This is a genomic window from Streptomyces sp. NPDC002730 (assembly GCF_042888805.1).
Lineage (GTDB): Bacteria > Actinomycetota > Actinomycetes > Streptomycetales > Streptomycetaceae > Streptomyces.
On sequence record NZ_JBIAQG010000006.1, the window covers coordinates 357480 to 381993 of the forward strand.

Below are 24514 nucleotides of genomic sequence, written 5' to 3' on the forward strand. Positions count from 1 at the left end.
ACAGGCCGACGGGCTTACGGGCCCACCGGCCTACGGCTCACGAGCACACGGGCACTAGCCGGCCAGGCAGGACGGACCGAGCAGCACCTTCAGATCGCCGAAGAGAGCCGGGTCCGGCTGGACACGGTGCCGGTCGAGCCGGAGCACCGTGGTCTTGCGGGGGCCCTGCAGCTTGATCCTCACCTCGGTGTTGCCCCTGTGGTGGCTGAGGATCTCACCGAGCCTGCTGATCATCGGCGGGGTGACCTTCACCGTCGGGATGGTGACGACCACCGGGGCGTTGGTGCCTGCCGAGGAGATGTCGGGAACCTGCATTTCCATGGCGACGAGGCGCGGGATGTCCTCGCGCTTGTCGAGCCGTCCCTTGACGAACACCACGGTGTCCTCGACGAGCTGGGTCGACACCAGTTGGTACGTCGCCGGGAAGAACATGCACTCGATGGAGCCGGCCAGGTCCTCGACGGTGGCGATCGCCCAGGCGTTGCCCTGCTTGGTCATCTTCCGCTGCAGGCCGGAGATGATGCCACCGATGGTGACGACCGCGCCGTCCGCATGTTCACCGCCGGTGAGCTGGGAGATCGCGGCGTCCGTCTTGTCGCTCAGGACGTGCTCGATACCGAAGAGCGGATGGTCGGAGACGTAGAGACCGAGCATCTCGCGCTCCTGCGCGAGCAGATACGACTTGTCCCATTCGATGTCGGAGAACTCGACGTCGAGCCCGAAGCCCGGCTCGGTGCTGTCCTCCTCGCCCATCCCGCCGAAGAGGTCGAACTGACCCTCGGCCTCCTTGCGCTTGACCGCGACCACGTTGTCGATCATCGGCTCGTGGTGCGCGACCAGACCCTTGCGGGTGTGGCCCATCTCGTCGAAGGCGCCGGCCTTGATGAGCGATTCGACGGTCCGCTTGTTGCACACGACCGCCTCGACCTTGTCGAGGAAGTCCGGGAAGGTCGCGTACTTCCCCTTCGACTTACGGCAGCGGATGATCGAGTCGACGACGTTCGTGCCGACGTTCCGCACGGCGGAGAGACCGAAAAGGATCACATCGTCGCCCTGGGCCGCGAAGTTGGACTGCGACTCGTTCACATTGGGCGGCAGCACCTTGATGCCCATGCGGCGGCACTCGTTCAGATAGACGGCGGACTTGTCCTTGTCGTCCTTGACCGAGGTGAGCAGCGCGGCCATGTACTCGGCCGGGTAGTTGGCCTTGAGATATGCGGTCCAGTAGGTGACCAGCCCGTACGCGGAGGAGTGCGCCTTGTTGAAGGCGTATCCGGCGAAGGGGACCAGCACGTCCCACAGCGCCTGGATGGCCTGGTCGCTGAAGCCGTTCTTCTTGGCGCCGGCCTGGAAGAGGACGAAGTTCTTCGCCAGCTCGTCGGCCTTCTTCTTGCCCATCACGCGGCGGAGGATGTCGGCCTCGCCGAGTGAGTACCCCGCGATGATCTGGGCGGCCTTCTGCACCTGCTCCTGATAGACGATCAGGCCGTAGGTGAGGCCGAGGACCTCCTTGAGCGGCTCCTCCAGCTCCGGGTGGATCGGGGTGATCTCCTGCTGCCCGTTCTTGCGCAGCGCGTAGTTCGTATGGGAGTTCATGCCCATCGGGCCCGGCCGGTACAGGGCCGAAACGGCGGAAATGTCCTCGAAGTTGTCGGGCTTCATCAGCCGCAGCAGCGAACGCATCGGGCCGCCGTCGAACTGGAAGACGCCGAGCGTGTCACCGCGGCAGAGCAGTTCGTACGTCGTGGGGTCGTCCAGCGGGAGAGCGAGCAGGTCGAGCTCGACGCCCTTGTTCGCCTTCACCATCTTGACGGCGTCGTCCATGATGGTCAGGTTCCGCAGGCCCAGGAAGTCCATCTTCAGCAGGCCGAGCGACTCACAGCTCGGGTAGTCCCACTGCGTGATGGTCACGCCGTCGGTGTGCCTGACCCAGACCGGGACGTGGTCGGTGATCGTCTCGCTGGACATGATCACGCCGGCCGCGTGCACGCCCATCTGCCGGACCAGGCCCTCGACGCCCTTGGCGGTGTCGATGACCTTCTTCACGTCCGGCTCGTTCTCGTACATCCCGCGGATCTCGCCGGCCTCGCTGAAGCGCGGGTGCTTCGGGTCGGTGATGCCGTTGAGGTCGATGCCCTTGCCGAGGACGTCGGCGGGCATCGCCTTGGTGAGCCGGTCGCCCATCGCGTACGGGTAGCCGAGCACCCGCGCGGAGTCCTTGATGGCGTTCTTTGCCTTGATCTTGCCGTACGTACCGATCATGGCGACCTTGTCGGCGCCGTACTTCTCGGTGACGTACCTGATCACCTCACCGCGCCGGCGCTCGTCGAAGTCGATGTCGACATCGGGCATGGAGATGCGCTCGGGGTTGAGGAAGCGCTCGAAGATCAGGCCGTGCTCGATCGGGTCGAGGTCGGTGATGCCCATGGCGTACGCGACGATCGAGCCGGCCGCGGAGCCTCGGCCCGGGCCCACCGCGATGCCGTTGTTCTTGGCCCACATGATGAAGTCGGCGACCACGAGGAAGTACCCCGGGAAGCCCATGTCGATGATGATGCCCATCTCGTACTCGACCTGCTTGAGCCGGTCGTCCGGGATGCCGCCGGGGTAGCGCCGGGCCATGCCGCGCATGGTCTCCTCGCGGAACCACGTCACCTCGGTGTAGCCCTCGGGCACCTCGAACTTCGGCATCAGGTTGCGCTCTTCGAACCAGCCCTCGGTGTCGATCTGCTGCGCGACCAGGAGGGTGTTGGCGCACCCCTCCTGCCAGGCGTCCGAGGAGTCCACTGCGTACATCTCGTCCGTGGACTTCAGGTAGTAGCCGGTGCCGTCGAAGCGGAAGCGGTCCGGGTCGGAGAGGTTCTTGCCGGTCTGGATGCAGAGCAGGGCGTCGTGGGCGCCGGCCTCGTGCGCGTAGGTGTAGTGCGAGTCGTTGGTGACGATCGGCGGGATGCCGAGCTTCTTGCCGATCTCCAGGAGGCCGTCGCGGACCCGGCGCTCGATCTCGATGCCGTGGTCCATCAGCTCCAGGAAGTACTTGTCCTTGCCGAAGATGTCCTGGTACTCGGAGGCCGCCTTGAGCGCCTCGTCGAACTGGCCGAGGCGCAGCCGCGTCTGGAGCTCGCCGGAGGGGCAGCCGGTGGAGGCGACGAGCCCCTCCGACCACTGGGCGATGGTCTCCTTGTCCATCCGCGGCCACTTCTGCAGCCAGCCCTCGGCGTACGCGTCGGAGGAGAGCCGGAAGAGGTTGTGCAGACCGGTCTTGTTGGCCGCCCAGATCGTCTTGTGGGTGTAGCCACCGGAACCGGAGACGTCGTCCCGCTTCTGGTGCGGCTGGCCCCACTGGATCTTCCGCTTGTTCCGCCGGGACTCGGGGGCGACGTACGCCTCGATGCCGATGATCGGTGTGACGCCCGCCTTCTTGGCCTGATGGAAGAAGTCGTACGCGCCGTGGAGGTTGCCATGGTCGGTCATGGCGATGTGCGACATGCCCATCTCGTTGCAGGCATCGAACATGTCCTTGAGCCGCGCGGCACCGTCCAGCAGGGAGTACTGGGTGTGGACGTGAAGGTGCGTGAAAGGCGGCTTGGTCACGGCGGAATGCCTCCGGAGAACGGTGGGCGACAGGCTGCGGGCAGTCTGGGGGGACAGCGTGGAAGTCTACGTCTCCGCGCTGACAGTCGGCGGGCACTCCCGAGTACCTTCGTCCGTTGAAGGGGCGGAACTGCCCGCCCCATTTGTCATGCACCAGGAGGCACCCAGCGATGTCGGTACCGCGACCCGCCGAGGTCACAGCTGAAGAGCGCGGCGAGCAGATTCTCACCGTTTTCGACACCGCGTTCGGCGAGCTTCTGGCCGCCGACCCGGCCGCGTTCCGGGTGAAGTTCCGGAAGATGGCCGCCTCGGCCTTCGCCTTCTACCGGGGCACCGCCTGCCTGTTCTACAACGACCTGGAGCGGGAGCAGCACGGCGGGCCGTTCCTCGACGACCGCACCGGCCGGGTGTGGATCCACGGCGATCTGCACGCCGAGAACTTCGGCACGTACATGGACGCCAACGGCCGGCTGATCTTCAACGTCAATGACTTCGACGAGGCGTACGTCGGCCCCTTCACCTGGGACCTGAAGCGGCTGTCCGCCTCGCTGGCGCTGATCGGCTACACCAAGGCGCTCAGCGACGAGCAGATCACCGAGCTGGTGCGGATCTACGCCGCGGCCTACCGCGAGCGCATCCACGCCCTGGCCACCGGCGCCAAGAACGACGAGGTGCCGCCCTTCACGCTGGACACCGCCGAGGGCCCGCTCCTCGAGGCGCTGCGCGACGCCCGCTCGCTCACCCGCTTCTCGCTGCTGGACTCGATGACCGAGATCCGTGACTTCGAGCGGCGTTTCGCGCCCGGCGGCGGCTCCATCGAGCTGGACGCGGCGACCCGTTACAAGGTGCTCGCCGCCTTCGACGGCTATCTGGAGACCCTGCCCGAGTCCAGCCTGACCAGGCCCGACTCGTACCGGGTCAAGGACGTCGTGGGACGGCGTGGCATCGGCATCGGCTCGGCCGGCCTGCCCTCGTACAACATCCTGCTCGAGGGCAACAGCGACGCCCTCGAGAACGATGTCGTGATCTATATGAAGCAGGCGCAGACCCCGGCGGTCTCCCGGCACATCACCGACGCCGCCGTGCGTGAGTACTTCCAGCACGAGGGTCACCGCACGGTGATCTCGCAGCGCGCGCTCCAGGACCACGCCGACCCGTGGCTGGGCTGGACCGAGCTGGACGGCTCGGGCCAGCTGGTGGCCGAGGTCTCGCCGTACGCGGTGGATCTGGACTGGTCGGACATCGACGATCCGGAGGAGATCGCGGCGGTCGTCGCCGACCTCGGCCGGGCGACGGCCACGATGCACGGCGCGGCGGACTACGAGAGCGGTCACTCGTTGGTGCCGTTCTCCACGGAGCGGGCCATCGACGCGGCGATCGCGGCCGACGAGGACAGCTTCGGCGAGCTGCTGGTGGAGTTCGCGCACAACTACGGCGCGCGGGCGCGGGCGGACCACCAGATCTTCGTGGACCTCTTCCGTAACGGAAGGATTCCGGGTCTCTAGGGTCGGCCGGAGCCGGGCCGGATCCGGCCGGGAGCCAGGCCGGATCCGGCCGGGAGCCAGGCCGGATCCGGCCGGGAGCCAGGCGGAATCCTTAGGTATCGCTTACAGAGACGCATGGGACACTCCCCGGTGATGGACATGAGCGAGGCGCAGCTCAGGGGGCTGCGGGCAGCGATCTTCACGGCACTGGTCGTGACGCTGTCCGCTGCCTCCCATGTCCTGCTGTCGCGGGTCCCGCTTCCGCTGACGACCGTCGCCGGACTCGCGGCGGGTGTCTTCGCCGTGGCGTACGCGCTGTCGGGTCGGGAGCGCGGCTTCTGGCGGATCGCGGGCCTGCTCGTTCCGCTGGAGCTGGCCGCCGACACCGTCTTCACCACCGGCCAGGACGTCTGTTACGGCCCCGGCGGCGGACCGGTCGCCGGTTCGCTGCGCTCGGTCGGCTTCGATGTGCTGTGCGGCGGCGGTGTCGGCACGGCACTGCCCGGGGTGGCCGTCCCCGAAAGGGGCGCGGCCGCTCTGCTGCACTCCACGGACCCGGCCCTGCCCTGGCTGCTGCTCGCCGTGCATGTGTCGCTCGGGCTGCTCGCCTCGGCCTGGCTGCGGCGCGGCGAGTCGGCGCTGGCCGGACTGGTGCGGGCGGTCGGCGCGTTCGCGTTCCGGCCGCTGCTGCTCGCGGTCATCGCGGTGGGCACGGCCCACCGTGCCGTGGGCCGCGGAGCGCGCCCCGCGCCCCGTCGGCCCCGTACCTCCCGCACCTGTCTGCTGGTGCACTCCGTCGGCCGGCGGGGACCGCCGCGCTCAGCCGCAGTTTTCGGTTGAGCCCGCAGTCCCCATTTTCCGTATCTCCTGATACGACATCACACGGAGTGAAACAGCATGAGTGCACGCAACAGCCAGGCCAACAAGGCGGCGGCCCGCGAGCGGCTGCGCCAGGAGCGTGAGCGCCAGGCCAAGAAGGACAAGACGCGCCGGCAGCTGATCGTCATCGGTTCGACGGTCGTGGTCCTCGCGATCGCGGGTGGCATCGGTTACGCGATCATGCAGGCCAACAAGCCGACCCACTGGGAGTCGGTGAAGGACGAGAAGAACGTCACCGCGCCGAAGAACACCGAGGGCGAGAACGGGACGACCGTCGTCATCGGCAAGCCGACCGCGAAGAAGACCCTGGAGCTGTACGAGGACTCGCGCTGCCCGGTCTGCGCGAGCTTCGAGCAGACGGTGGGCGCGACGGTGAAGAAGGACGTCGACGCCGGCAAGTACAAGATCAAGTACATCGGCGCCACGTTCATCGACGGCGAGAAGTCCATCAACGGCCAGGGCTCGAAGAACGCGCTGAGCGCGCTGGGCGCGGCGCTGAATGTGAGCCCGGAGGCGTTCGCCGAGTACAAGACCGCGCTGTACTCGGCGAAGTTCCACCCGAAGGAGACGGACGACAAGTTCTCCAAGGACTCGTACCTGCTCGAGATCGCGGACACCGTGCCGGCGCTGAAGGGCAACAGCGAGTTCAAGAAGAACGTGGAGGACGGGACGTTCGACGGCTGGGCGATGAAGATGACGGACGCGTTCAACAAGAGCGGGGTCACGGGCACGCCGGCGCTGAAGATGGACGGCAAGGCGGTCACGGCGCAGGGCAGCAAGAACCCGCCGATGACGGTGGAACAGTTCAATGAGGCGATCACCAAGGCGCTGAAGGCCTGACGGCCTGACGGCCTGAGCGTGGGGTGTGGAGGCATCAGCCCCCACACCCCACCTCTTTTTTTTGGGGGGGGTCGCCCTCAGTTCAGGGAAGGGGCGGGGTGGGGTGGGGGGAACACCCCCCTTCACCCGGTTCCGACCGGTTACCACCACGCCCCCACCCGACCCACAAGCAACACCCCGGTAGACCGTTCCCCATCACCCGGCGAACTTTCCCCATTCGCTCACCCATTCGTCTTACCGATCAGTAGTCTGATCGGCCGTGACCAGTCGACTCTCCTCAACTCCCAGCCGCCGCACGGTCGTCAAGGCCGCCGCCGCCACCGCTGTCGTCGCCGCTCCCACCCTCGCGGCCGCCACCTCCGCAAACGCCGCCTCCGCCCAGGAGGCCCCCGCCTTCCTGCACGGCCTGGCCTCCGGCGACCCGCTGCCCGACGGCGTGCTGCTGTGGACACGCATCACGCCCACCCCCGATGCCGTGCCCGGCTCGGGCAAGGGCCCGGACACCGCGGTGGGTTGGGAGGTCGCCGAGGACAAGGGATTCACCCGTGTCGTCGCCCGCGGCACCACCACCTCGAAGGCCGCCTCCGACCACACCGTCAAGGTTGACGTAAGGGGCCTGCGCCCGGCGACCGCCTATTACTTCCGCTTCACCGCCGGTACCGCCCTCTCCCCCGTCGGCCGCACCCGCACCGCCCCGGCCACCGACGCCGCCACACCCGGCGTCCGCTTCGGTGTGGTCTCCTGCGCCAACTGGGAGTCCGGCTACTTCTCCGCGTACCGGCATCTGGCCGCCCGTGCCGACCTCGACGCGATCCTCCATCTCGGCGACTACATCTACGAGTACGCCACCGGCGGCTACCCGGAGCCGAAGTACGTCGTACGGCAGCACTCGCCGAAGAACGAGATCACCACGCTCGCCGATTACCGCACCCGCCACGCCACGTACAAGACGGACACCGACCTGCAGACGCTGCACGCCGCGCATCCGGTGATCGCGATCTGGGACGACCACGAGTTCGCGAACGACGCCTGGTCGGGCGGCGCGGAGAACCACACCCCGGGCACCGAGGGCGAGTGGGCGGCCCGCGCAGCCGCCGCCCGCCAGGCCTACTTCGAGTGGATGCCCGTACGTGCCTCCACCGAGGGCACCGTCTACCGCCGGCTGCGCTTCGGCAAGCTCGCCGATCTGCACCTGCTCGATCTGCGGTCCTTCCGCTCGCAGCAGACGACGGTCGGCAACGGCAGCGTGGACGACCCGGAACGTACGATCACCGGCCGCGCCCAGCTGGACTGGCTGAAGTCCGGCCTGGCCGGATCCGACGCGGCATGGAAGCTGGTCGGCACCTCGGTGATGATCTCGCCGGTCGCCTTCGGCTCCGTACCGGCCCATCTGCTGGAGCCGATAGCCGAGTTGCTCGGCCTGCCCAAGGAGGGCCTCGCGGTCAACGTCGACCAGTGGGACGGCTACACGGACGACCGCAAGGAACTGCTCGCGCATCTGACGCAGCGCGGCATCGAGAACACCGTCTTCCTCACCGGCGACATCCACATGGCCTGGGCCAACGACGTCCCGGTCAAGGCCGCGACGTATCCCTTCTCGGAGTCCGCCGCGACCGAGTTCGTGGTGACGTCGGTGACCTCCGACAACCTGGACGACATCCTCCATGTCGCGCCGGGCACGGTCTCGTTGGTGGCCTCCGCCGCCGTCAAGGCGGCCAACCGCCATGTGAAGTGGCTGGACATGGACTCGCACGGCTACGGCGTCCTCGATGTCACCGCCGAGCGCTCGCAGATGGATTACTACGTTCTGTCCGACAAGACGAAGCAGGACGCGACCTCGAAGTGGGCTCGCTCCTACCGGACGCTCAGTGGAACGCAGAAGGTCGAGCGGGTGAATCAGCCGGTGCGCTGACGGCGAATTCCAGCCACTCCGCGATGTGTTAACCAGTGATCACATCGAGACGACGGGTGGTGTGATCCGTGGCTTGAATGCGGACACACCACCCGTCTCTGTAGCCCCACTTGTTACGTGAGGATCTCAACCCCCGGACAGGGCACGGGCGTTTATCCCGGTTGTCCGCAGTTCTACGCGGGTTGATTGGGCTTGATCGCCTCTCATCAGGCCCTGTCATGCACCCGTAATCTCCCCGCGGTGGCCAGAAAAAGGCCACTCCCCCACCCCCACGCGAGGAGACACCGTGCGGACTCTTGCCCGAATATCGCCGCGTTTGCGCAACCGCGTACTCGGTACAGCAATCATGGCCGGAACCCTGGCCCTCTCGCCGCTCTCCGCCCCCACGGGGATCGCCGCCACCAAGGCACCCGCCGCCAAGGCCGTCTCCAAGGTGTCCAACGCCTCCGACAAGTGCGCCGAGGACGCCGGCACGAGCGCCGCCGCCCGTAAGGCCCGCCCCATCGGCGGCGTCCAGGCCCACGAGCCCAATGAGGTCACCGCCGCCAAGGCCAAGGCCATGGACGCGGATCTGAAGAAGAGAGTCGAGGCGGCCCGGACCGACGGCCGCAGACTGTCGGTCGCCGCCGCGACCACCATCCCGGTCTACTTCCACGTCATCCACAGCGGTTCGACCGGCAAGCTCACCGCCACCGACATCTCCAAGCAGATCTCGGTCCTCAACGCGGCCTACGCAGGCCAGGGCACCGGCAACACCAACTCGAGCTTCCAGTTCTCGCTGGCCGGCACGGACTACACGGACAACGCCACCTGGTACAACGGCATCCAGCCGGGCTCCTCCGCCGAGACGGCCATGAAGTCGCAGCTGCGCAAGGGCGGCGCCGGCGCACTCAACTTCTACACCGCCAGCCTTGGTGGCGGCCTGCTCGGCTGGGCCACCTTCCCGTCCTCGTATGCCTCCGACCCGTCCGACGACGGTGTGGTGGTCCTCGACACCTCGCTGCCGGGCGGTTCCGCGACCAACTACAACGAGGGCGACACCGCCACCCACGAAATCGGCCACTGGATGGGGCTGTACCACACCTTCCAGGGCGGCTGCACCGGCAGCGGCGACTACGTCTCGGACACCCCGGCCGAGAAGACCGCCGCGACCGCCTGCCCGACCGGCCGTGACAGCTGCACCAACAAAACCGGTGTGGACCCGATCCACAACTTCATGGATTACACCTACGACCCGTGCATGTACCAGTTCACCGCGGGTCAGGTGCAGCGGATGAAGGACAGCTGGACCGCCTACCGGGCGGGCTGACACCAGGCTGCCCGCCGCACCCGCGGCGGGCAGCCGTTCACTGGTCCTGCTGGAGCGTCTCCAGGAATCCCAGCGCGATCCGCCAGGTCCGCTCGGCCGACTCCTCGTCGTAGTCCGGCAGTTCGGGGTCGGTGTACAGATGCCCGGCCCCGGGATAGCGGTAGATCTCCACATCCGCGCCCGCCCGCTGCATCTGCAGATACCAGGCGCTCAGCCAGTCGTGCGGCTCGAACGGGTCGGGGTCCGCGACATGCAGCTGTACGGGCAGCTCGTCCACGCTCGCACCCTCCGCGATGTCGGACGTGCCGTGCATCAGCAGCAGCCCGCGGGCCTTCTCGTCGCCCAGCGCGAGGTTCTGCGCGATCGAGCCACCGAGGGAGAAGCCCGCGTACACCAGCCCCTCGTCGGAGTGGGGCGCGGCAGCCAGGATCGCGCGGCGCAGCAGCTCCTCCTGGCCGATCTTGTCCTTGAGCTCCCTGCCCTCCTCGACGGTCTCGACGGTTTGTCCCTCGAAGAGGTCGGGCACGCGAACCTGGTGTCCGGCGGCGCGCAGCCGCTCGGCTGCCGCGTGCACGGCCGGACGCAGACCGTAGACCGAATGAAAGAGCATGATGTTCATTCGGCCATCCTGCCAGTTGCTGTCGGAGTCAATCGGAGTCAATCGGAGTCATGGAGAACGCATTGCGCCCGTTGACCGTGGTCGGTGGCTCGGTCGTGCTCACCCTGCTGCTCGGCTGGGTCGTCGACCTGCTGCTGCGCCGCGTGGACGCCCGCCACCCCGAGACCCCCCTGTGGGGGCTGCTGCGCCGCTGCCGGCTGCCCCTCCAGGTCGTCCTGCTCACCGCCCTGCTGAGAGGGACCTACCGCGAGACGAAGTGGCAGCTCATCGAGGAGTACGAGGCCGGCATCGGACATGCCCTGTCGCTGGTTCTGATCAGTGCCGGCGCATGGCTGGTGGTACGGATGGTCTCCGCCGCCGTGGAGTCCACGTACGCCCGCTACGCGTCGTCGACCCGCGATCCGGCCCGGGTACGGCGGGTGCGAACGCAGGTCACGCTGATCATGCGGATCGTCATCGCGGTCGTCGTGGTGGTGGCGGTCGCCGCGATGCTGCTGACCTTCCCCGGTATGGAGAAGGTCGGCGCCTCGATGCTGGCCTCCGCGGGCATCATCGGCATCGTCGCCGGTGTCGCCGCGCAGTCCACGCTCGGCAATCTCTTCGCCGGATTCCAGATCGCCTTCGGCGACATGGTGCGGATCGGGGACACGGTGGTCGTGGACGGCGAGTGGGGAGTGATCGAGGAGGTCACGCTGACGTTTCTGGCGGTGCGGACCTGGGACGAGCGGCGGATCACCATGCCGGTGTCGTACTTCACCAGCAAGCCCTTCGAGAACTGGTCGCGCGGCGGGGCGCAGATGACCGGAACGGTCTTCTTCCATCTGGACCACTCGGCGCCGGTCGCCCTGATGCGCGAGAAGCTGCACGACATCCTGCGGGAGTGCGCGGCGTGGGACGGCCGGGACTGGAGCCTGGCGGTGACGGACACCACGCCCACCACGATGCAGGTACGGGCGGTGGTCACGGCCAAGGACGCCGACGACATCTGGACGGCACGGTGTGCCGTACGGGAGCAGATGATCGCGTGGCTGTCCGAGAAGCATCCGTACGCGCTGCCGCGGATCGCGACGTCGCCGGGTGTGCTGCCGCCGGACGGATCGTGGCCGGCGCGCGCGGAGCCCGCACCGGATGTGGACCTGCCCGAGCAGGGCGACGGAGACCACGACGGGGAGACGCAGCCGCGGACGGGCCGGGGCTGACGTCCGGTCGCCGCAAGGCTCCCCGCCGCGCCGCCACGCACCGCGAGCCACGCACCGCGAGCCGCGAGCCGCGAGCCGCGAGCCGCGAGCCGCGAGCCGCGACCACCCCGTCACCGCATGCTGCGTACGTCCAGGTGTCGCAGGATCCGGTCCACCACCTCCGGGTTCGCGCCCGGTTCGTTGCGGGCCGAGAGCACCTCGTGGCGCGCCGCCGACATCATCTCCCGCTGGATCCGCTGCACTGTCCTGAGGCGTTCCTCCCGCTTCGCGAACCACTCGCGCCGCTCGTCGTCGACGATGTCCGGGCTGATCCTCGCCCCCATGTCGTACGCCCCGCGCAGCAGCCGATCGCTGATGTCCTCCGGCAGTTCCTCCACCGCCTCGATCTCCCGCAGCCGGTGCTTCGCCGCCTTCGCCGCGCGGCGGGCCAGGCTCCGCTCCAGTTCCCGCTCGGCGTCCGCGTCCGCGCGTACGCCGAGCCGCCGTACCAGCCAGGGCAGCGTCAGCCCCTGGAGAACGAGCGTGGCCAGGATGACCGCGAAGGCGATGAAGATGATCTCGTCCCGCGCCGGAAAGTCCGCCCCGCTGTCCGTCTTCCGCGGAATGGCGAGCGCCAGCGCGACCGATGCCACGCCGCGCATCCCCGACCACCACATGACGACGGTCTCCCGCCAGCTCACGGGGATTTCCTCGTTGTAGTCCCGCAGGTTGTGCAGTCTTTTGGCGAGCCAGGTCGCAGGCATCAGCCACAGCAGCCGTACCACCACGACGACCGCGACGATCACCGCGCCCCACTCCAGCATCTGCGCCTCGCGCCCGTTGGCCGTGCCGAAGACGTGGTGCAGTTCAAGTCCGATGAGACCGAACGCGACTCCGGTCACCAGCATGTCGACGATCTGCCAGAAGGTGTTTCCGGCCAGCCGCCCCATCACGTCGTCGGCGTCGGCGGTGTGCTCGGCCAGGAAGAGCGCGGTGGTGAGGACGGCGAGCACGCCCGACCCCTTCAGCTCCTCCGCGAGCACATAGCTGACGAACGGCACCATCAGCGAGAGGCCGATCTGCAGTGTGGCGTCGCCGAGCATGCTCATCAGCTTGTTGGAGAGCCAGCCGAGGGCGAGCCCCACCGCCACGGCCACCACGCCCGAGAGCACCAGCTCCCCCACCGCGGCCGGCCAGGAGAACGTCCCGCTCACCGCGGCGGCGATCGCCACGTGGTAGAGCACGATGGCCGTGACGTCGTTGAAGAGCCCCTCGCCCTCCAGGATGGAGGTCAACCGCCGTGGCAGTCCGAGCGACCCGGCGACGGCGGTCGCGGCGACCGGGTCCGGCGGCGCGACGAGCGCGCCCAGCGCGACCGCCGCGGCGATCGGCAGCCCCGGCACGATCGCGTTGGCGACGGCCGCCACCGCCGCCGTCGTCACAAAGACCAGCGCGACCGCGAGCAGCAGGATCGGCCGGATGTTGGCCGTGAACTGCCGCCAGGAGGTGCGCTGTACGGAGGCGTACAGCAGTGGCGGCAGCAACAGCGGAAGGATGAGATCCGGCGGCACGTCGACGTTCGGCACGATCGGCACAAAGGCCAGGGCGATCCCGGCCAGTGTCATCAGCACGGGCGCGGGCAGACCGAGACGCTCGCCCAGCGGCACCGTCACCACGGCCCCCAGCAACAGCGCGAACAGCAGCGCCAATTGGTCCACGGTGTACCCTCCGGCGGTGGGAAACCTCGACGATCAGATCCTCAAGCCTGCCACGCAAAGCACCTCAACCTTCCCAACATCCCCTATGGCAAGGATCTCTGATTCACCATCTTGAACAGCCATCGGATGTTTAGTGGCGCGAGAGGCCTTCCGGTTCTGCTGGGGCACGGGCACCATGCGGGCATGAGACGACGTGACGTACTCGGTTCCGCGGCCGGCACCGCTCTCTGGCTGGCGGCGTCCCCCACTGCCTGGGCCGCGCCCGCATCCGCATCCGCGCCCCACCGCAACTCCTCCGCGGAGGCCGACCCGTACGAGGAGACGGTCAGGGCGGCAGCCATGGTCTGGCGCAGGCTCCCCACGTCCTGGCAGGAAGGCCCCTTCCTCGCCAACGGCCGCCTCGGCGCCCAGCTCTACGCCGGCAGGACGGCGAACACCCTGAAGCTGATGCTCAGCCACTCCGAGGTCCAGGACCAGCGCGGCCAGTGGCGCGGCGGCATCGGCTACTCCCGCCTGCCCATCGGCTGTTTCACCCTCACTTTCGCCGGCGGGATCACGGCCGTCGACTGGACGCTTGAGCTGTACGACGCCGAACTGCGCGGCACCATCACCACCACTCGCGGCAGCGTCACCTTCTCCGCCCTCGTCCACAGCGAGACCTCGGCACTGCTGATCTCGACCCGGCCGAGCGCCGGCGAGGAGGAGGCCGCGTGGTCCTTCCAGTGGCTGCAGGCGGCCACCACCCGCACGAGCGGCAAGCCCGCCGATTACACCCCGAACCCGGACCCGGTTGTCGGCGACGGCTACGTCGAGCAGCCGCTGCTCGCGGGCGGCGGCTGGACGACGGCCTGGCGCGAACGGCGCGCGGGCACCGGCCGGCTGCTCGCCGCGCATCTGGTGTACCGGTTCCCCGGCAGGCTGTCCGAGGCGACGGACCAGGCTATACGTAACGTCGAACGCACCCTCGCCACCGACACCGGCCGCCTGATTGCCCGTCACCGCGACTGGTGGCACCGCTACTACCGGCGCAGCTTCCTCTCCGTACCCGACAAACGCCTCCAGGCCTTCTACCTCATCCAGCTCTACAAACTGGCCTCGGCCACCCGCGCCGACGGTCCGACGATCTCCGAGTGGGGCCCGTGGTTCCCGGAGGTCGGCAACAACTGGACGGCGGTCTGGTGGAACCTCAACGTCCAGATCGGCATGGCTCCGATCCATGGCTCCAACCACCCCGAACTCGACTCGGTGACGGGCGCGTTCCGCCGCTTCGAGCAGAATCTGCCGCTGTCCATGCCCGTGGACTACCGGGACGGCAAGGGCTACGCGCTGGGCCATCCATCGGACTGGCAGCTGCGCGCGGGTGACACATACGACGTCGGCATCCCCGGCTCGGGCCGGATCTCCGACAACTTCGGCAATCTGACCTGGGCCCTGCACAATGTCTGGCTCGCCTACCGCCACTCCATGGACCGCGCGATCCTGCGCGACGTCGTGTACCCGATCCTCGCCAAGGCGATCCATTTCTACGACCACTTCCTGCACGAGGGCGGCGACGGCCGACTGCATCTGCTGAAGACCCGCTCGCCCGAGTACGCGGACGCCGCGGACTGTACGTACGATCTCTCCCTCATCCGCTGGGGCGTACGCACACTGCTGGAGTCGGCCCGGCTGCTGCACATCGACGATCCGCGCGCGCCGCGCTGGCGCGACATCGCGGCGCGTCTGACGCCGTACGCGGAGGATCCGGCGGCCGGAGTCATGATCGGCAAGGACGTCCCGCTCGCCGACTCGCACCGGCACCACTCCCATCTGCTGTGGCTCCATCCGCTGCGCGAACGGAGCTGGGACCGTGCGGGCGACCGGGATGTGATGCGGCGCAGTGTGGACCACTGGGTGAGCATGCAGCAGCGCTGGCACGGCTACAGCTACGCGGTCGCGTCCTCGATGTACTCGGTGATGGACGCCCCGGAGAAGGCGTTGGACTCGCTGACCTTCTTCACCGACCTGGGCGTCGTCGACAACTGCCGGATGACGGTCAACACCATGTACCGCGAGGGCAATAACTTCGCCGTGGAGAGCCCGCTGACCGGCGCACAGTCCATGCTGGACATGGTGGTCCAGAGCCACGAGGGCGTGGTCAAGGTCTTCCCGTCGGTCTCCACACGCTGGCCTGACGCCTCGATCGCGAACCTCCGCACCCAGGGCGCGTTCCTGATCGACGCGGACCGCGCGGCCGGCGCGACCCGCTGGATCCGCATCCACAGCGAAGCGGGCGCCCCGCTGGTGGTGGACCACGGAATGAAGGGCATGCTTTCGGTCCGCGACGAACACGGCCGCCCCCTGCCCTGGCGGTCCCTCACACCGACTCGCGCAGCCATCCAACTCCCGCGCCACGCAACAGCGGTGATCACGACGAAGGGCACGCACCCGTCCCCACCGAGAGAGGTCCCACCGCTGGGCACCTGGACGCGCTGGGGCCTACCGCGCTGAGGGGCGGGGCGCCCAGAGGGGTCTGCCCCCACCACGCGGCGAAGCCGCACATCGATACAGCGGGTAGGGCGGGGCAGGGGAGCAACCCCCGGCCTCAGCTACAGCACCCGCCGCATCGCCCGATGCCCGATCCCCGCGTCCAGGAACTCCGCCCCGTACGCCACATACCCCAGCCGCTCGTAGAACCCCACCGCCTGCGTCTGCGCATGCAGGTCCACCGACGCCAGCCCGCGCTCCCGCGCCGCCTCCTCGATGCCCCGCACAAGCGCCACGCCCACGCCGAGTCCCCGCGCCGCCTTGTTCACCGCGAGCCGGCCCAGCGAGCCCACCGAAGCGTCGCCACCGGTCCTGTCCGCCGCGGCCGGGCCGTGCAGCAGGCGGCCCGTGCCCAGCGAGACCCCGTCCGCGCCGACCGCGAGGACATGCACCGTGGCCGCGTCCGCCGCGTCGAACGCGTCGTACTCGATCTCCTCCGGCACCCCCTGCTCGACGACGAAGACCTCTTTCCGGACCGCGAAACACGCATCACGGTCGGCCGGGCCGACCGCCTCCCGCACCAGGAAAACGCTCACGCGCTCTCCGCAGCGATCTTGTCCAGCGCCTCCTGCAGATCGTCCGGGTACGTGCTCCCGAACTCGACCCACTGCCCGTCCGACGGGTGCTCGAAGCCGAGCCGTACCGCGTGCAGCCACTGCCTGCTCAGTCCCAGCCGCTTCGCCAGCGTCGGGTCCGCGCCGTAGGTCAGATCGCCCACGCAGGGGTGCTTGTGCGCCGCCATGTGCACCCGGATCTGGTGCGTACGCCCCGTCTCCAGCTTGATGTCCAGCAGCGACGCCGCCCGGTACGCCTCGATCAGGTCGTAGTGCGTCACCGACGGCTTGCCCTCCGCCGTGACCGCCCACTTGTAGTCGTGGTTCGGGTGCCGGCCGATCGGCGCGTCGATCGTCCCGCTCATCGGGTCCGGGTGCCCCTGCACCAGCGCGTGGTACCGCTTGTCCACGACCCGGTCCCGGAACTGCGCCTTCAGCAGGGTGTACGCCCGCTCCGACTTGGCGACGACCATCAGCCCGGACGTACCGACGTCCAGCCGGTGCACGATCCCCTGCCGCTCCGCCGCGCCCGACGTCGAGATCCGGTACCCGGCCGCCGCAAGACCGCCGATCACCGTCGTCCCGGTCCAGCCCGGGCTCGGATGCGCGGCCACGCCCACCGGCTTCACGATCACGACGATGTCGTCGTCGTCGTGCACGATCTCCATGCCCTCGACCGGCTCGGCCACGATCTGCACCGGAGCGGGCGCCTGAGGCATCTCCACCTCGAGCCACGCGCCGCCGTGCACACGCTCGGACTTGCCGACGACCGAACCGTCGACCTGCACCTTCCCGGCAGCTGCCAGTTCGGCCGCCTTCGTACGGGAGAACCCGAACATCCGGGAGATGGCGGCGTCGACGCGCTCGCCCTCAAGGCCATCGGGTACGGGCAGGGTGCGGATCTCGGGAACTGTACTCACCCGACGAGTATGCCTTGTCAGTCCTTGTGGACTGTCCCGTCGGGGTCCAGCCCCCTGAAGGACAGGATCACAATCAGGAAGCCGCCACAGACGATCGCGGAGTCGGCGAGGTTGAAGACGGCGAAGTGCGCGGGCGCGATGAAGTCGACGACCGCGCCCTTGAAGACGCCCGGCGCGCGGAAGATCCGGTCGGTGAGATTGCCGAGCGCACCGCCGAGCAGCAACCCGAGGGCGATCGCCCAGGGCAGGCTGTAGAGCTTGCGCGCCAGCCGGGCGATCACGATGATCACCGTCGCCGCGATGCAGGTGAAGATCACGGTGAAGGCCTCGCCCATGCCGAAGGCCGCGCCGGGGTTCCGGATCGCCGCGAGCTTCAGCAGATCACCGATGATCTTGATCGGCTCGTGGTGCTCCAGCTTGGCCACCACGAGCATCTTGCTGACGAGGTCGATCAGGTAGGCCACGACCGCCACGCCGAACAGCACAGCGATCTTGCGCCTGCCCTTGGGCTGCTCGGCGGGCGCCGCAGCCTCGTCGTCAACATCTGGCGTACCGATGGTGCGCTCCGCCTCTGCCACGTGAGTCCCTCAACCTAGGTGCCTGACTGAGCACGAGGGTACGGCACACACATGCGGAGTCTCAGCCCGCGGTCAGCCCCGCCGCTCCTGCTTCTGCTTGTCCTCCACGCAGAGTGTGGCGCGTGGGAACGCCTGCATACGGGCCTTTCCGATCGGCTTGCCGCAGATCTCGCAGAGCCCGTACGTCCCCGCGTCGAGCCGTAGCAGCGCCCGCTCGGTCTGCTCCAGCATCTCCCGGGCGTTGGCGGCGAGCGACATCTCGTGCTCGCGCGTGATGTTCTTTGTGCCGGTGTCGGCGTCGTCGTCGCCCGCACCGTCCCCGGAGTCCCGCATCAGCCCGGCCAGCGCCGCCTCCGAGGAGGTGAGCTCACTGTTCAGCCGAGTCACCTCGCTCTCCAGCTCGGCGCGCGCCTCGGCGACCTCTTCCGGGGTCCATGGGGCCTCGCCGGGCCGTACGGCGAGCTCCTCCGGCGGTGTCGCGGCCGCTGTACGGGCCGTGGGCATTGCTGTCGCGCTCTTGCCGGCAGCTGATGCCGCACCCGCGGTCTTCTTCGCTCCCACCGTTCTGGCTCCTGTCTGCTCGGCGGCCTGGGCCGCCCCCTTGGCCGCAGCTGCGGCCTTCTTGGCGGCCTTCTTGGCGGTCGCCCCAGCGGGCGCCGCCTTCCTGGCCGCGGCTTTCTTCGCAGGTGCCTTCTTCACCGGCGCTGTCTGAGGCACCGATGCGGCCGTCTCCTGCACGGCAGTCGCCTTCTTCGCAGTCGTCTTGCTGGGGGTGGTCTTCTTCGCAGACGTCTTCTTGGCGGACGTCTTCCTGGCGGACGCTTTCCCGGCCGCGGCTTTCTTCCCGGTCGCCTTCTTCGCCGACGTCGTCTTCTCCGCGGGCGCCTCCTTCGCGGGTGCCTTACCCGCCGACGCCTTCTTCGTCACCGCTCTCTCCGCCGCCGCGGTCTTCTTCGCCGCCACGGTCTTCTTCGCGGCCCCCTCACCGGTACCTGCCGCGGCTTTCTTCGCGACGGCGTTGTTCTTCCCGCTCGTGTGCTTGGCCGCCGCCTCAGCGGCGGTGGATCGTGCGGACGCCGACTTCTCGGCAGTCTTCTTCGCCACCATGGCCGCGGCCCCTTCACATACTGTGATATTGCGCGCGAATCGTGCTGGGACGATAAATCGACCCCAGCCCCGCGGCAAACGGGGCACGCCGCCGGTCCGGCCCGCCCCGGCCGGGGCAAGACGAACCTGCATCCGTTGTGCCCAGCTCCCCGCCCGGTAATCCGCCGGCCGGGCGGAGCCGGAGTCCGCCGGACCCCGTATGGCCATTCGGGTCAACCGCGCGGCCCGCTGGCGAGCCGGGGGAAGGCCCGGGGAAATGCGGTCGGCCCCCCGCCGTACGGGCCCGTACACTGGGCGGAGCGAAAGGCGTGGATGGGGACGAGTAGCTTCGTACGCAGCCATGAGCGACCCGGGGACGGTGAGAGCCCGGGGGCGAGCACGAGGTGAAGGATCACCCCTGAGCCGTCGGAAGAAAGCCCGCAGCACGACCGCGGGCGACTAGACCCGGCATCGCGACCCCAATGAGGGGGCTCACCGGCCACGGTCGGCGGGCCAAGGAGGGTGGTACCGCGGGAGCTCGCGCTCTCGTCCCTCCGACGGAACAGACCCTGTCCGTTGGAGGAGCTCGTCGATGACACCACCCCAGTACCGCCCGGTGCCCGCCCAGGTCGATCTGCCCGCGCTCGAGCACGCCGTGCTCGACTTCTGGCGCGAGAGCAAGATCTTCGCCAAGAGCCTCGAGCAGTCCGAGGGCCGCCCCGAGTGGGTGTTCTACGAGGGGCCGCCGACCGCCAACGGCATGCCCGGCGCGCACCACATCGAGGCCCGCGTCTTCAAGGACGTCTTCCCGCGCTTCCGCACCATGCGCGGCTACCACGTCGCCCGCAAGGCCGGCTGGGACTGCCACGGTCTGCCGGTCGAGCTCGCCGTCGAGAAGGAGCTCGGCTTCTCCGGCAAGAAGGACATCGAGGCGTACGGCATCGCTGAGTTCAACGACAAGTGCCGTGAGTCGGTGACCCGGCACACAGACGCGTTCGCCGAGCTGACGACCCGCATGGGTTACTGGACCGACCTCGACGACGCGTACCGCACCATGGACCCGTCGTACATCGAGTCGGTCTGGTGGTCGCTGAAGGAGATCTTCAACAAGGGCCTGCTGGTCCAGGACCACCGCGTCGCCCCCTGGTGTCCGCGCTGCGGCACCGGCCTCTCGGACCATGAGCTGGCGCAGGGTTACGAGACGGTCGTGGACCCGTCCGTCTTCGTGCGCTTCCCCCTGACTTCCGGTCCGCTGGCCGGCGAAGCGGCCCTCCTCGTGTGGACGACGACTCCCTGGACCCTGGTCTCCAACACCGCCGTCGCCGCGCACCCCGATGTCACGTACGTCGTCGCGACGAACGGCGAGGAGAAGCTCGTCGTCGCGCAGCCGCTGCTCGAGAAGGCGCTGGGCGAGGGCTGGGTGACCACCGGGCAGTCCTTCACGGGCGCCGAGATGGAGCGCTGGACGTACGACCGTCCCTTCGCCCTCGTCGAGTTCCCTTCGGAAGCGCACTACGTCGTCAATGCCGAGTATGTGACGACCGAGGACGGTACGGGTCTGGTCCACCAGTCCCCCGCCTTCGGTGAGGACGACCTCAAGGTCTGCCGCGCGTACGGCCTGCCGGTCGTGAATCCGGTCCGCCCGGACGGCACCTTCGAGGAGGACGTCCCGCTGGTCGGCGGCGTCTTCTTCAAGAAGGCCGACGAGACCCTCGTGGACGATCTGCAGTCCCGCGGTCTGCTCTTCAGGCACGTCCCGTACGAGCACAGCTATCCGCACTGCTGGCGCTGCCACACCGCGCTGCTCTACTACGCGCAGCCGTCCTGGTACATCCGCACCACCGCCGTCAAGGACCGGCTGCTCGAGGAGAACGAGAACACCAACTGGTTCCCGGACTCGGTCAAGCACGGCCGGTACGGCGACTGGCTGAACAACAACATCGACTGGGCGCTGTCGCGGAACCGCTACTGGGGGACGCCGCTGCCGATCTGGCGCTGCGAGGAGAACCACCTCACGTGCGTCGGCTCGCGCGCCGAGCTGACCGAGCTCACCGGCACGGACCAGTCGGCGCTGGACCCGCACCGTCCCTTCATCGACGATGTCACGTTCCCGTGCCCGACCTGCCAGGAGACCGCGACGCGCGTTCCCGAGGTCATCGACGCCTGGTACGACTCGGGTTCGATGCCGTTCGCGCAGTGGGGCTATCCGTACAAGAACAAGGAGCTCTTCGAGAAGCGCTACCCGGCGCAGTTCATCTCGGAGGCCATCGACCAGACGCGCGGCTGGTTCTACACGCTGATGGCCGTGGGCACGCTGGTCTTCGACAAGTCCTCGTACGAGAACGTGGTCTGCCTGGGCCACATCCTCGCCGAGGACGGCCGCAAGATGTCCAAGCACCTGGGGAACATCCTTCAGCCCATCCCGCTGATGGACCAGCACGGCGCGGACGCGGTCCGCTGGTTCATGGCGGCCGGCGGCTCCCCGTGGGCCGCCCGCCGGGTCGGCCACGGCACGATCCAGGAAGTGGTCCGCAAAACCCTTCTGACGTACTGGAACACGGTGGCCTTCCAGGCGCTGTACGCCCGTACGTCCAACTGGGCGCCGTCCGCGGCGGATCCGGCGCCGGCGGAGCGCACGGTCCTGGACCGCTGGCTGCTGAGCGAGCTCAACGCGCTGGTGGACCAGGTCACTTCGTCCCTGGAGTCGTACGACACCCAGCGCGCCGGCAAGCTTCTGTCTTCGTTCGTCGACGATCTGTCCAACTGGTACGTACGCCGATCGCGCCGCCGCTTCTGGCAGGGCGACAAGGCGGCGCTGCGCACCCTGCACGATGTCGTCGAGACGGTGACCCGCCTCATGGCCCCGCTCACCCCCTTCATCACGGAGCGGGTCTGGCAGGACCTGATCGTCCCGGTCACTCCGGACGCCCCGGAGTCGGTCCACCTCTCGACCTGGCCCGAGGCCGACCTCGCCGTCATCGACCCGACCCTGTCCTCCCAGATGGCGCTGGTCCGCCGCCTGGTGGAACTGGGCCGCGCGACACGTGCGGAGTCGGGTGTGAAGACCCGCCAGCCGCTCTCCCGCGCGCTGGTGGCAGCGGCGGGCTTCGAGGCCCTCTCGCCCGAGCTGCACGCCCAGATCACGGAGGAGCTGAACGTCTCATCGCTGGCCTCCCTCTCCGAGGTCGGCGGCTCCCTGGTCGACACGACGGCCAAGGCGAATTTCCGTGCGCTGGGCAAGCGCTTCGGCAAGGGCGTCCAGGCGGTGGCGAAGGCGGTCGCCGAGGCGGACGCCGCGGCGCTGTCGCTGGCCCTGCGCGAGGGCACGGCGACGGTCGAGGCCGACGGCGAGACGGTGTCCCTCTCCCCGGAGGAGGTCATCATCACGGAGACCCCGCGCGAGGGCTGGTCGGTGGCCGCGGACTCGGGCGCGACGGTCGCGCTGGACCTGGAGATCACTCCGGAGCTGCGCCTGGCGGGCCTGGCCCGTGACGCGATCCGGCTGATCCAGGAGGCCCGCAAGAACAGCGGCCTGGACGTGGCGGACCGGATCGCGGTGCGCTGGTCCTCGACGGACCCGTCCACGACGGAGGCCTTGACGGAGCATGCGGCTCTGATCGCGGACGAGGTTCTGGCGACGAGCTTCACACCGGACGAGGCGGACGCCGGATTCGGCGCCCCCTTCACGGACGAGGGCCTGTCCCTGACGTTCCGCCTCCGCAAGGTGTAACGCCTTCCGCCTGCGGCGGGCCTGTCCCCCCGCCCCTTCTCCGCGGTGCCGATTTCGGCTCCGCCGCGTGGGGGGCAGGCTCCCGGGGCCCCGGACGCCCTTCGGGCGTGTCCTCAATCGCCGGACGGGCTGGTTTTCCCCGCCCGTCCGGCGGCAAAGTCCAGCCTCGCCGACCGGACAATTCAGCCTCGCCGACGATTGAGGCGCGGGTCCGGGGCAGAGCCCCGAAACAAGCCCCGCCCGCGATCGAGGCGCAGGGCCTGGGGCGAAGCCCCGGAACAAGCACAGGGCCCCGAAACAAGCCCCGCCGGCGATTGAGGCGCGGGGGCTGGGGCGGAGCCCCACACGCGGCGGAGCCGCACCCAGGGCACGACAAAGGGCCGGGCCCGGGACGTCATGTCCCGGGCCCGGCCCTTCAGCCTGCCGACGGCTACGCGCGATACGCGCGACCCGCCGTCAGTTGTCGTCCTCGTCGATCAGGAACCCGCGCATCGGCGACGGCGCCTGCTGCATCGGCTGCGGCGCCTGCGGCCGCACCGGCGCCATCGGCTGGGTCATCGCCGGCGACATCTGCTGCTGGCCGCCGTAGGACGGGCCACCGCCCATGGACGGGTTGCCACCCATCGGCTGTCCCATGGACTGACCCATCGACGGGTTACCGCCCATGGTGTGGCCCATCGCGCCCGCACCGGCCGGAGCCATCGACGGGGACGGCGGCAGCGACGCGGTCGCGGGAGTCCGCGGCGGGGCCAGCGAGTCGTCCGCCTGGGTCTCCAGCTGACGCAGCTGGCTCTCCAGGTAGGACTTCAGCCGGGTCCGGTACTCGCGCTCGAAGCCTCGCAGGTCCTCGACCTTGCGCTCCAGCGTGGCACGCGCGGACTCCAGCGAGCCCATCGCGACGCGGTGCTTCTCCTGAGCGTCCCGCTCCAGCGCATCGGCCTTGGCACGGGCGTCGCGCTCCAGACCCTCGGCGCGGCTGCGCGCCTCGCCGACGATCTTGTTGGCCTCGGAACGGGCCTCCGCGATCGCCTGGTCGGCGGTCTGCTGCGCCAGCGAGAGCACGCGCGCGGCGCTGTCGCCGCCGGGGCCCTGCTGCGGCATCTGCGGGCCGTGACCGCCCATGGGGCCGCCCATCGGGCCACCCATGGGACCGCCCTGCATCGGGCCGGGGCCCATCGGGCCGCCAGGACCCTGCGGGCCACCGTGGCTGGGGCCGGCGGGCAGCTGCGGGGCACCACCGGGCAGCTGGGGCGGACCCATCTGTGGGGGCTGCTGCTGGACCGGCGGTCCGGATATGGCGGCGGGCACCGGCGCACCCGGTCCACGGCCGTCCTGCGGCTCCGGCGGCTTGCGCATGCCCTGCTGCTGCTGGTTCTGCGCCGCCGCACGGGTCGCCGCGGCCAGCTTGGCGCGCAGGTCCTCGTTCTCACGGAGCAGGCGGGTCAGCTCGGACTCGACCTCGTCGAGGAAGGCATCAACCTCGTCCTCGTCATAGCCTTCTCGGAGGCGGACGGTCGTGAACTGCTTGTTCCGCACGTCCTCGGGGCTCAGCGGCATCTCTTCTTCACCTCTACGTAGTCGTCGGCA

General features: G+C 69.0%; 16 protein-coding genes. 8 read left to right on the forward strand and 8 right to left on the reverse strand.

Going from position 1 to position 24514, the window contains the following annotated elements; all coding sequences use genetic code 11:
- Nucleotides 1–54: 54 nt before the first annotated feature.
- Nucleotides 55–3594 (reverse strand): DNA polymerase III subunit alpha, encoded by a 3540-nt coding sequence (gene dnaE / locus ACFYXH_RS17910; protein WP_389563514.1) that lies wholly within the window; start codon nucleotides 3592–3594, stop codon nucleotides 55–57.
- Between the two features lie 170 nt (nucleotides 3595–3764).
- Here dnaE and ACFYXH_RS17915 point away from each other — a divergent pair, with 170 nt between their 5' ends.
- From ACFYXH_RS17915 to ACFYXH_RS17935, 5 genes are all read left to right on the forward strand, one after another.
- Nucleotides 3765–5099, forward strand: a complete 1335-nt coding sequence (locus ACFYXH_RS17915; protein WP_389563517.1) for a DUF2252 domain-containing protein — start codon at nucleotides 3765–3767, stop codon at nucleotides 5097–5099.
- Between the two features lie 132 nt (nucleotides 5100–5231).
- Entirely contained in the window at nucleotides 5232–5918 is a 687-nt protein-coding gene (locus ACFYXH_RS17920; RefSeq protein WP_389563909.1) for a hypothetical protein, read from the forward strand.
- Between the two features lie 57 nt (nucleotides 5919–5975).
- The gene (locus ACFYXH_RS17925) at nucleotides 5976–6797 is read left to right on the forward strand and encodes a DsbA family protein (RefSeq protein ID WP_389563520.1); all 822 of its coding nucleotides are present in this window, start codon (nucleotides 5976–5978) and stop codon (nucleotides 6795–6797) included.
- Between the two features lie 259 nt (nucleotides 6798–7056).
- Complete coding sequence (locus tag ACFYXH_RS17930) at nucleotides 7057–8709, forward strand: alkaline phosphatase D family protein (protein WP_389563523.1); 1653 nt, start codon at nucleotides 7057–7059, stop codon at nucleotides 8707–8709.
- 286 nt (nucleotides 8710–8995) lie between these two features.
- Nucleotides 8996–10018, forward strand: a complete 1023-nt coding sequence (locus ACFYXH_RS17935; RefSeq protein ID WP_389563526.1) for a zinc metalloprotease — start codon at nucleotides 8996–8998, stop codon at nucleotides 10016–10018.
- A gap of 37 nt (nucleotides 10019–10055) precedes the next feature.
- Here the strand turns inward: ACFYXH_RS17935 and ACFYXH_RS17940 are convergent, their stop codons facing one another.
- Entirely contained in the window at nucleotides 10056–10637 is a 582-nt protein-coding gene (locus ACFYXH_RS17940) for a dienelactone hydrolase family protein (RefSeq protein ID WP_389563529.1), read from the reverse strand.
- A gap of 50 nt (nucleotides 10638–10687) precedes the next feature.
- On the opposite strand from ACFYXH_RS17940, the gene ACFYXH_RS17945 reads away from it, so the two are divergent.
- Nucleotides 10688–11836, forward strand: coding sequence for a mechanosensitive ion channel family protein (locus tag ACFYXH_RS17945; protein ID WP_389563532.1), 1149 nt, complete (start codon nucleotides 10688–10690; stop codon nucleotides 11834–11836).
- A 110-nt stretch (nucleotides 11837–11946) separates the two neighbouring features.
- Here ACFYXH_RS17945 and ACFYXH_RS17950 read toward each other — a convergent pair whose 3' ends face one another.
- Complete coding sequence (locus tag ACFYXH_RS17950) at nucleotides 11947–13533, reverse strand: Na+/H+ antiporter (RefSeq protein ID WP_389563535.1); 1587 nt, start codon at nucleotides 13531–13533, stop codon at nucleotides 11947–11949.
- A gap of 183 nt (nucleotides 13534–13716) precedes the next feature.
- Between ACFYXH_RS17950 and ACFYXH_RS17955 the strand changes: the two genes are divergently transcribed.
- Complete coding sequence (locus ACFYXH_RS17955; RefSeq protein ID WP_389563538.1) at nucleotides 13717–16023, forward strand: hypothetical protein; 2307 nt, start codon at nucleotides 13717–13719, stop codon at nucleotides 16021–16023.
- A 98-nt stretch (nucleotides 16024–16121) separates the two neighbouring features.
- Here the strand turns inward: ACFYXH_RS17955 and ACFYXH_RS17960 are convergent, their stop codons facing one another.
- From ACFYXH_RS17960 to ACFYXH_RS17975, 4 genes are all read right to left on the reverse strand, one after another.
- Nucleotides 16122–16595: a GNAT family N-acetyltransferase gene (locus ACFYXH_RS17960; RefSeq protein WP_389563541.1), complete on the reverse strand. Its 474-nt coding sequence runs from the start codon at nucleotides 16593–16595 to the stop codon at nucleotides 16122–16124.
- Nucleotides 16592–17533 carry an RluA family pseudouridine synthase gene (locus tag ACFYXH_RS17965; RefSeq protein ID WP_389563544.1) on the reverse strand — a complete coding sequence of 314 codons (942 nt, stop codon included), beginning with the start codon at nucleotides 17531–17533 and terminating at the stop codon, nucleotides 16592–16594. Before ACFYXH_RS17965 ends, ACFYXH_RS17960 begins: the two co-directional genes overlap by 4 nt.
- A 17-nt stretch (nucleotides 17534–17550) precedes the next feature.
- Nucleotides 17551–18111: a signal peptidase II gene (gene lspA, locus ACFYXH_RS17970; protein WP_389563546.1), complete on the reverse strand. Its 561-nt coding sequence runs from the start codon at nucleotides 18109–18111 to the stop codon at nucleotides 17551–17553.
- 72 nt (nucleotides 18112–18183) lie between these two features.
- Nucleotides 18184–19218: a TraR/DksA C4-type zinc finger protein gene (locus tag ACFYXH_RS17975; protein ID WP_389563549.1), complete on the reverse strand. Its 1035-nt coding sequence runs from the start codon at nucleotides 19216–19218 to the stop codon at nucleotides 18184–18186.
- A gap of 571 nt (nucleotides 19219–19789) precedes the next feature.
- On the opposite strand from ACFYXH_RS17975, the gene ileS reads away from it, so the two are divergent.
- Nucleotides 19790–22927 (forward strand): isoleucine--tRNA ligase, encoded by a 3138-nt coding sequence (gene ileS / locus ACFYXH_RS17980; RefSeq protein ID WP_389563552.1) that lies wholly within the window; start codon nucleotides 19790–19792, stop codon nucleotides 22925–22927.
- 456 nt (nucleotides 22928–23383) lie between these two features.
- On the opposite strand, the gene ACFYXH_RS17985 is transcribed toward ileS, so the two are convergent.
- The gene (locus ACFYXH_RS17985; RefSeq protein ID WP_327323017.1) at nucleotides 23384–24484 is read right to left on the reverse strand and encodes a DivIVA domain-containing protein; all 1101 of its coding nucleotides are present in this window, start codon (nucleotides 24482–24484) and stop codon (nucleotides 23384–23386) included.
- Nucleotides 24485–24514: the final 30 nt, after the last annotated feature.